10 protein-coding genes and 1 pseudogene are annotated in these 9,158 nt (G+C 53.9%); 4 read left to right on the forward strand and 7 right to left on the reverse strand.

The features are described 5' to 3' along the window. Window positions 1-95: pseudogene (locus QZ197_RS12715) on the forward strand (DUF2147 domain-containing protein); the annotation flags it as partial. Between the two features lie 50 nt (window positions 96-145). Here QZ197_RS12715 and QZ197_RS12720 read toward each other — a convergent pair. The 5 genes from QZ197_RS12720 to hisB all read right to left on the reverse strand — a co-directional run bounded on the left by QZ197_RS12720 (window position 146) and on the right by hisB (window position 3,371). After that, window positions 146-652, reverse strand: a complete 507-nt coding sequence (locus QZ197_RS12720; RefSeq protein WP_296432389.1) for a hypothetical protein — start codon at window positions 650-652, stop codon at window positions 146-148. 91 nt (window positions 653-743) lie between these two features. After that, a complete protein-coding gene (locus QZ197_RS12725; RefSeq protein ID WP_296432390.1) occupies window positions 744-1,070 on the reverse strand; it encodes a hypothetical protein in 327 nt (108 codons plus the stop codon). Window positions 1,071-1,499: 429 nt separating this feature from the next. Continuing rightward, window positions 1,500-1,982: a lytic transglycosylase domain-containing protein gene (locus QZ197_RS12730; protein WP_296432391.1), complete on the reverse strand. Its 483-nt coding sequence runs from the start codon at window positions 1,980-1,982 to the stop codon at window positions 1,500-1,502. Window positions 1,983-2,148: 166 nt separating this feature from the next. Next, window positions 2,149-2,787: an imidazole glycerol phosphate synthase subunit HisH gene (gene hisH, locus QZ197_RS12735; RefSeq protein ID WP_296432392.1), complete on the reverse strand. Its 639-nt coding sequence runs from the start codon at window positions 2,785-2,787 to the stop codon at window positions 2,149-2,151. After that, window positions 2,784-3,371, reverse strand: a complete 588-nt coding sequence (hisB, locus tag QZ197_RS12740) for an imidazoleglycerol-phosphate dehydratase HisB (protein WP_296432393.1) — start codon at window positions 3,369-3,371, stop codon at window positions 2,784-2,786. Before hisB ends, hisH begins: the two co-directional genes overlap by 4 nt. Window positions 3,372-3,518: 147 nt before the next feature. Between hisB and QZ197_RS12745 the strand changes: the two genes are divergently transcribed. After that, the gene (locus QZ197_RS12745; protein WP_296432395.1) at window positions 3,519-4,163 is read left to right on the forward strand and encodes an imidazoleglycerol-phosphate dehydratase; all 645 of its coding nucleotides are present in this window, start codon (window positions 3,519-3,521) and stop codon (window positions 4,161-4,163) included. A gap of 63 nt (window positions 4,164-4,226) precedes the next feature. On the opposite strand, the gene QZ197_RS12750 is transcribed toward QZ197_RS12745, so the two are convergent. After that, complete coding sequence (locus QZ197_RS12750; protein ID WP_296432396.1) at window positions 4,227-4,898, reverse strand: hypothetical protein; 672 nt, start codon at window positions 4,896-4,898, stop codon at window positions 4,227-4,229. A 15-nt stretch (window positions 4,899-4,913) separates the two neighbouring features. Continuing rightward, window positions 4,914-6,314, reverse strand: a complete 1,401-nt coding sequence (locus QZ197_RS12755) for a selenium-binding protein SBP56-related protein (protein ID WP_296432398.1) — start codon at window positions 6,312-6,314, stop codon at window positions 4,914-4,916. Window positions 6,315-6,660: 346 nt separating this feature from the next. Here QZ197_RS12755 and QZ197_RS12760 point away from each other — a divergent pair, with 346 nt between their 5' ends. Further along, on the forward strand, window positions 6,661-8,238 hold the full coding sequence (locus QZ197_RS12760; protein WP_296432400.1) for an ABC transporter substrate-binding protein: 1,578 nt from the start codon (window positions 6,661-6,663) through the stop codon (window positions 8,236-8,238). 25 nt (window positions 8,239-8,263) lie between these two features. After that, a partial coding sequence (locus tag QZ197_RS12765; RefSeq protein WP_296432401.1) for an ABC transporter permease occupies window positions 8,264-9,158 on the forward strand: 895 nt, incomplete at its 3' end.

The following is a 9,158-nucleotide window of genomic DNA, read 5'->3' on the forward strand; positions in this document are numbered from 1 at the left end:
GTAAGATGGATGTAAGCGGCGATGCGCTGCGCTTGCGTGGCTGCGTTGCAGGTGGGTTGCTGTGTTCCAGCCAGAACTGGGCGCGCGTGGGGTAAACCTAATTTTAACTTGAAAGGGCCTCCGCTGTGCAGGGGTCTTTAGTGTTTCAAAAGGGACTTCGTTGCATGCGGAATTCCCAGACGGTGACCGTGCCGTCACCATCTGCATCAGCGGCTTCATGGCTTGCCTGCGCCGTCGCCATGAACTCGGCCAACGTCACATTAGAATCATTGTCGGCGTCCATTGCCGCAAAACGCGCACGCCTGTTCAGGTATAGCCGTTCGACGTTGCGGCGACCTCTTGGCAAGGCCGCAGGCGCACTGTCCAAGTATTCATCCTCGGAAATCTGCCCATCTGCGTCACCATCAAGCAGGGAAAACCCAGTACTTGCGTGCAAAGATGCCTCAGAGGCACTGACGGCTCCATCCAAGTCGTAGTCGATAGGCAGGGCCATCATGTTCATGCCTCCGAAAGTGCCGAAACCAAAGGGTGTAATCCGGACGCTTTCGTTATTGTTGCTATCGTCATCCGCCAGAACTGCTGTCCCGGACGCAAGCGCAGCAATTACCATGGTTGCCGTAACTAAGCTGCGGGCCATAAGGTTATTTGTCATCCTCGCTCTCCGATTTGATTTTGTTCAACTTACGTTACCGGAGTGACAAACCCTTTCGGATTGACCCCGCCAGCGCACCTCTCCTGCATTCTCAGTTCTTGCCCGAACCACCTGAACCATCTTGGGCGGGCTCACAGTCCTGATCGCGATCTTGATCCCGATCTCGGTCACGATCCTGATCGCCATCGACACAGGTCTGCAGACGCTCACGCTCACGCAATAAAGCAGCACATTCGTCCGACGTCACGCCATCGCAATCCATTAGTTGCTCTCGAATTCTCAGCAAATCAGCGCAATCCTGATCATTCAGATTGCCACATTCCTGCAGGCGATCCTGGGTCTGGTCTTGCGCGTAGCTCATGACGGGAACGATAGTGCCTAGTGCAATTGCTATTGCGGCTAGAAAAGTCCATTTCATTGTCTCATCCTTTCATACGTATGCTAGATAATGAATATATATGCGTCGGGCATTGCCCTGCTTTGATATTCATCAATCCGCTTGGTTAAATCAGCAGGGTTCGGCTAAACTCCGTTGGGAGCCCGCCGATACCGCGACCAAAGTCACAATTGCCGGCGCTGCGGGCAACGTGGCCCTGCTAACTTGAAACAGGATATTGGGGTGCACTGGCGGCAACTCCACCAAAGCATTGAACAGACAAAGAAGGGTGGGTGGGCTCCTTGTCAGTTTTAGGAATGTACCTCACAGACGAGACTGCGACTTCCGGATATGAATATCGTCAATGGCATTCCGACAATTGGTGAGCGCAGCCGAGCCGTTTATTGTGCCGAGTTGGAGGTGTAGAGCGCCAAAACTGGTTTTGGGCCTTCGGTCAAACGAAGTGAATGTTTACCGCAGCTCTGTTTCCTCTAACAATCCCAGACGCTTGGCCTCGTAGTAATACCCGCGTGCATACCACATTACGGCTGCATCTTGATCGCCGCCTGACACCAACCATGCACCGCGCAGGTATTTTCCTGCGTATTTCAGGTTCGTTTCAGCATCCAACAATCCGCGATTTGATCCGCTATACCCCATCGTCCGCGCGGTCTGCGGCAAAATCTGCATCAGCCCATAATATGGCCCGTTGCGCGCGCTTGGATTATGCGTGCTCTCGCGGATAATCACACGGTGAAGCAATGAGACCGGAATATCATGACGTGTAGCCGCCGCATTGATCAGCCGACGCAGCGCGGGTGTTTCATTGGGGTGCAGTGGAAGATCACGGGCGCGACTGACAGGGCGAGCAGGGCGCGCGTCATTATCATTGCGGCCTCCACAGGCGGCCAAAGCACTGAGTGCCATCATCATGAAGTAGCGGCGATTGGGCATGAACAGATCTCTTTTAAGGCGCAGATGCGCGGTCCTGTGACGGTTTCTTAGTCTTGGGTATATAAAAGCAGGCTTAATGATTGATGACCAGATAGCGCGTTGGCGTCCGACGCGATGCCGACAGTTTTTGGACGCATATCTTGATAAAAAACAAAGACTTGCGGTTTTAGGGGGTCCAGCGCAGAAAATTGCCGATCATGCGCAATCCTGCAGATTGGCTTTTTTCTGGGTGAAATTGCGTGCCGATCATCGTGTCACGCCCGATCATTGCGGTAATATCGCCGCCATAATCCACGTGCGCCAATCGGTGCGCCGGAGTGGTCACTATCATGGCGTAGGAGTGTACGAAATAAGCATGATCACCTGACGCGATACCGTCCAGCACTGGATGGGGGTGGTCAATCACCAGATCATTCCACCCCATATGAGGGACCTTCAACGCGGGATCAGCGGGGGTAATCTTGCGAATATCGCCTGCCACCCAGTCAAAACCTACCGTTGGTTCATGCTCATGACCCATTGTCGCCATCATCTGCATGCCCACGCATATGCCAAAGAAAGGCCGCGCGCGTACGGTCACGGCCTCGACTATCGCTTCGGCCAATCCTGTGCGGGCAAACAATTCTGCGCGGCAATGCGGGAACGCGCCGTCACCTGGCAAGACAATCCGGTCTGCACGCGCCACGACATCTGGATCAGAGGTCACGACAATCGGGCCAGCGCCCACTTCGACGGCCATACGTTCAAACGCTTTTTGGGCCGAATGCAGATTGCCGCTGTCGTAATCAACAAGTGCGGTGGTCATAGGCTGCCTTTGGTAGATGGGATCGCATCGGCCTTGCGCGGGTCTGTTTCAACCGCTTCGCGCAGCGCACGGGCGACCGCCTTGAATGCGGCCTCGGCGATGTGGTGGGCGTTAAAGCCGTGCAGCTTGTCGATGTGCAATGTGATGCCGCCATGCGTGCTTAGCGCTTGGAAGAATTCGCGCACCAATTCGCAATCGAATGTGCCGATCTTGCCAAACGGCAGGTCCAGATTGCAGATCAGATATGGTCGGGCAGACAGATCCAGCGCACAGCGGACCTGCGCGTCGTCCATCGCAAGGTGGCAGCTGCCATAGCGGTTGATGCCACGCTTATCACCCAGCGCTTGGGTCAGCGCCTGACCCAATGCAATGCCCACGTCTTCGACGGTGTGGTGATCGTCGATGTGCAAGTCACCGGACGCGCGAATGGTCATGTCGATCAACGCATGCCGTGACAACTGGTCCAGCATATGGTCGAAAAAACCAATGCCGGTTTGGTTGTCATACTGGCCGGTGCCATCAAGATTGATGGTCACGGAGATATCCGTTTCTGCCGTTTTGCGTGTGATCGTCGCTGTGCGCATCGCTATCGCCCTTTGATATTGTCACTGCTCTATAGGCCCATCGGGGGCAGGGGCCAAGCCTGTCTAAATAATCCTGTGGCTTTTCAGCAATATTTAAGAGTTGGCGGCCTAAGCTCGCCTTAGCTGCTCATATATCAGGAGAATCCGATGAAAGCTCTTATTTTGCAAAAAGATGCCGCCGCCGCATGTGCGACGTCGCGCGTACTAATCGACAAAGGGTTTCAGATCCTCTGTGTTGAAACCTTGGCCGTGGCGCATGCGCTGATCCGTGTTGATACAATTGACCTGCTGGTCATGGATGAACGATTTGATGGGCAGTTGACCCATTCTATCGCTTTGTCTGGCGAACGACGCAGCCCGTACCTGAGTGTTATAATGCTCACCGACCGTGATGGTGCCGATACGGATGAACTCTATGATCTGATCCCGTGTCTTTACGCCTTGGCGGGGTCGGGGACAGCACCATATGTTTTGGGCCAGTTGGCGATGTCTGCCGTGGCCAATCTTGACGAAGCGATTGCGCGCGTGAACCGCCGCACAGTCCATGAGGCTGAAGACCTCGCGCCACTCGCATTAAGCATTGATGATTTGATTTGTCCTGCCGCAGGCCCTTCGTACGCTGATATTGCGATTGCCGGGCCTGAACTGGCAGAGCTTGCAGTGGTGCGGCAAATCACACCGCTTGAACGGGTCGAGGACGTCGTTATGGCGCAAATGGCGACGATTTTTCGCGATCAAAACTTTATGGGTATGACGGCAGAACCACAGGACATGACCCCGCAAATGGCATAACGCGGTGAGGTTTGTTTGTGAGGGCAAAGTCCCGTGATTGTTGCATTCATCTCAGTCTTGTTTTTAGTGACCAAAGTAGGCGGAATAGATGCCAAACAGACCGACAAGGATGAGGCTAAGCGCCCAAACAACGTCAAGGTTGAACCATGTCCTAGAGAGGAATTTCAGCCCAAGCCACGCATAGATAATCACCGCAATCACACCGCCCGCGACGGTCATCGACAGCGTATGCATCGCTGCCACGCTAAACGCTGTGATGATGTTATTACCCATTAACGCCTGTGCAGCGAGGTGGCCGACTTCGTCAGCACCAATTGCGCAAATGCCCAGATAAATGGGAACGAGCATCAGCCCCGCACCATGGGCCATCGCGGCCAGGAAAGACCAAAGGGCTAGTCGTGCCGGATGCACTCGCGCCAAGAATTTCGGGTGTCTGCGGTTGATCAACAGATAGATGCCCATCGCAATCACTAACAAACCCGCACCGATGCGGATTTCCACTTCCCAAGAGACAAGAAAAATCATCAGCGAAAAGGGCAGTAGAATGGCGATCATCGCCAAGAAATGCCCAAGGGCCAGCATGGCAAGCGCGCGCGGCAATGCCTTGTGGTCACGTTCCATTAATGCTGCGGATACCGCCAAGGGCCAACCCATGCCGGGGTTCACGCCATGATAGAAGCCTGAAAAAAGGACGGCCCACCAAAGGGCCGTCACAGATGTCATTTCAGCAATCATTTAGATCCCGAACGTCTAGACGGACGGGTAGCAGAAGCTGTCAGTTGAACAATCCCCGCCTTCCAGCCGGATTTGGTGGGACCGCAGGCCCTTGGGGAAGTCGATGTAGAAGTCTTTATTCAACGTCAGCCCCCCGTTTTCGCCAACATCAGCCATCACCATCTGACCACCTTCGTCATTCGGATAGAACTGATCGTCCCATGTGGAATAAAGCGAATTGGTCCAATAAACGCGTTTACCATCGCGGCTGATCTCGACCATCTGCGGGCCAAAGGCAAAGTCTTTGCCGTTCGGATGTTTGGTATCAGCAACGATGCCACCAAGTTCCACCTTGCCTGCAAGCACAGGGTTCATCGGATCAGTGACATCATATTGATGCATCTCGCCCAAGCCCCAGCAGGCCACATAGAGGTATTTGTCATCAAGGCTCAGGTCGATATCAGTGACCAGCGGCGGCACTGCACCAAAGCCTTTTAACAGGTCAGGCAAGTCGTCCGCATCAGCAGGGATGGGATCAATTGTGATTGTTTTCTTGGACTGCCAAACCCCATCATCATCACGCCACCACGTGAAAATTGCGCCCTGCAGATTGGTCGTATCGACCACGACGCCACAAAAGCCATATGACTTTGTCGGATCATGCGCTGGGCGAATTTCCAAGGCCATCTGATAATTTTCGCCAAAGTCCATCGTCTGGATATTCTTGCGCGCGCGCAGATCCCAAAAGTGTATAGAGTGGCCATATTTGTTGGACAGCAAATCCTCGGGTACGATTCCGTTTTCGAACTGCGGCGGAAGACCCCATTCGGAACTAACCATGTAGTCCTGTGGCAGGTTCCACCAAAAATCGTAGTGTTTGTCCTGCTTGCCGCGGTCCATCTCGTATTGGCCGATGATCTCGAACGTCTCGCAATCCATGATAAAGATACCCGGAGGGCCATCAGTACCATCCTTGCCGCCGCCGCCAAGACAAGACACATATATGCCTTCTGGGCCGCAGTGGATCGTATGCGGGCGTGAATAACCTGTCTTTGCAAACAGCTCTTCAGGTTCAATTGTCTTGTGGATATGCGCCTTGAGCGGGTCTTTGACGTCTACCACGTAAATGCGGGACGAGCGGATGCCGGGAACGATCAAATAGCGCCGCTCAAGAAACGCATGTCCGGACATGGGCGACAACGAGGACGAACAGGCGTTCCAGCCAAAGTGGTGAAATTCGTCGCCTTTATTGGGAACAATCACCTGATGGACAATCTCGCCGTAGGTGTCTGATCCAGGTTTTAGGTCGATGACAGCAATGCCGTCCGACTGCGATCCATCAGGGCTTAACATGACGGTGAATGCATAATTCTCTATTGGCGCTTCCATCGCAAGTTTTGGCGATGCATGAAATGTGGGGTCAGGTCTCAGGTTCATATCGGTCCTCCCAGTTTGAAATGAATACCCAGTAAGGGCCTTTTTTTATTGGGCCGGTCGCGGCCGCTCACACTCTGCTTTGAGCGCGGTAATGCCACGCAATTGCGTCATGCTGCTCTGTAATGCAGAGTCCGTGGCGACAATGATTAGAAAAAACGGCTCCGAAGCAAGGAATTTCTCGAAATGCTGGATCGGACAGTGACCGGATACGGGGCACTGCGCGGTCGAAAATGATCAAGCGCGCCGCTGATTGAAGTGCCGTCAGAATTCTCGCCCCGTGAAACGACCTTGACCTCGGCTTCATAAAGCGCAGGTTCATGGCAACAAACATTTAGGAGAAGTCATAATGAGCCGCGGTTTTGGAAAATCATTCGTGCTTGGTGGGGCGCTTTCACTTGCCGCACTTGGTGTGCAGGCAGAAAGTTTCAATTGGGCATCAACAACCGATCCACAGACGATGGACCCGCATGCCGTAAATTCCGCGCCCGTATTGTCGTTCCTGAACAACATTTACGAAGGCCTTGTGCGCCGCGGACAGGACATGTCGATTGAGCCATCATTGGCCACATCTTGGGTGCCGCTCGAGGGCGAAAACGGCTGGCGGTTCAATCTGCGCCAAGGTGTGACATTCCAGGACGGCGCTGCGTTTACTGCAGCCGATGTGATGTTTTCCTACGAGCGTGCCTCTAACGAGGCCGCAGATGTTCGGTCATGGTTTGCGCCCGTCACCGAAGTGCGCGTTGTTGATGATTTCACCATTGATTTCGTGACGTCTGCGCCGAACCCGTTGTTCCCGTCTTCTATCGCAAACTTCATGATCCTAGATGCGGATTGGGCGACTTCTAATGACGCGGCTCTGCCCGCACGCGATGCGGAAAACTTTGCCACGCTGAATGTGAATGGCACAGGTCCGTTTATCGTGGCCAGCCGTGATCCGGGCGTCAAAACCGTTCTGACACCCAACGCCAACTGGTGGGACGAGGCCGCGCACAACGTGACAGAGGCGACCTTTACGCCGATTGGCAACTCTGCCACAGGCCTTGCGGCGCTTTTGTCCGGCGACATTGATTTCATTCAGCCGATCCCGCTGCAAGACGTCGAACAAGTCGAAAGCCGTGAGGGTTTCAACGTTCTTGAGGGTGAAGAAACCCGCGTTATCATGTTCGGCTTTGGTCATGAACATGACACGCTGCTGTACTCGAACGACGTGACTGATGTGAACCCGTTCCAAGATCCGCGCGTCCGCCTTGCGGCGGCCCATGCAATCGATATGGCGTCCATCGACCGCGTGCTATTTCGCGGTAAGATCGAAGCGGCAAACCAGTTGGTTCCTGCAGGCATTTCTGGTTACTCCGAAGCGAACCAATCGCGTCCCGACTATAATCCAGACCGCGCAAAAGAATTGCTGGCCGAGGCGGGCTATCCAGACGGCTTCAGCTTTGGCCTGAAATGCACCAACGACCGCTATATCAACGATGAAGCACTGTGCCGTGCGGCCGCGTCCATGTTCGCGGCTGTTGGTTTGAACGCTGAATTGTCCACCGGTCCGGTGCGCGATTACTGGCCGCAGCTGCGCGAAGATGATTTCGACATGTATCTTCTTGGATGGTCACCCGGTACGTTTGATATGGAACATCCCGTGCGCTTTTTGCTGCACACGCAAGATGATGAAGCACGGCTTGGGTCATGGAACTTTGGTAATTATTCCAACGCCCGCGTTGATGAATTGCTGCCGCTGATCCAGCAAGAAATTGACCCTGCTGCCCGCCAAGCGATGATCGATGAGATCGTGGCAATCACCCAAGAAGAAGTCGCTTATATTCCGCTTTATACGCAACCACTTATTTGGGCTGCCAAAGATAACATCTACCTGACACAGCGGGCCGATAACTTCTTCATGCTGCGCTGGGTCACAGTAAACTAAGCGCAGATAGAAAAGCAGAAAGGCAATGGTATATTTCATCGCAAAGCGACTGGTTCAGTCGGTATTTGTCATGCTGGCCGTTGCCTTTCTGGCCTTTTCCTTATTCCGGTTCGTGGGTGATCCAATCACTCAGATGACAGGGGTAGAGACATCGGTTCAAGACCAGGAACGCCTGCGCGAAGACCTTGGTTTGAACGACCCCTTTATTTATCAATTTGCCCGGTTCACAGGTGACATGCTGAAGGGCGATTTCGGCTTTTCATACCGCACCAGACAACCCGTCGCAGAGATGATCGCAACGCGCATTCCCGCAACGCTGGAGCTTGGTATCGTTGCCCTTTTGATCTCGCTATTTGTGGGTATTCCTGCGGGGGTCTACACCGCCTTGCGGCCACGCGGGATTGCCACGCAAACCATCTTGATGCTGACGCTTGTTGGTGTGTCCATCCCTACATTTGTCATCGGCATCATTCTGATTTTCTTCTTTGGCGTGCAGCTTGGCTGGCTGCCCACGTTTGGGCGCGGCGGCACTGTGAACTTGGGAGGTTGGGAAACTTCGTTCCTCACAGTCGACGGCTGGCGCGCCCTGATCCTGCCCGCAATCACACTTGGTGTTTATCAACTAACGCTCACGATGCGGCTTGTCCGCGCCGAGATGATGGACGTGATGCAATCGGACTACATCCGCTTTGCAACTGCACGCGGTGTCCCGATGCGGCGGCTTTATTTCAAGCACGCGCTAGCGAACACCATGGTGCCAGTCATCACGATCATTGGATTGCAGTTCGGCGGCGTTATCGCATTTTCCATTGTGACAGAGTCCGTCTTTCAATGGCCCGGTATGGGGTTGCTGTTTTTGGAATCCATCCGCTTTGTCGATATCCCTGTGATGGGCGTCTACCTTGTGGTGATCGCGTTTT

The organism is Yoonia sp., from assembly GCF_017854415.1.
Lineage (GTDB): Bacteria > Pseudomonadota > Alphaproteobacteria > Rhodobacterales > Rhodobacteraceae > Yoonia.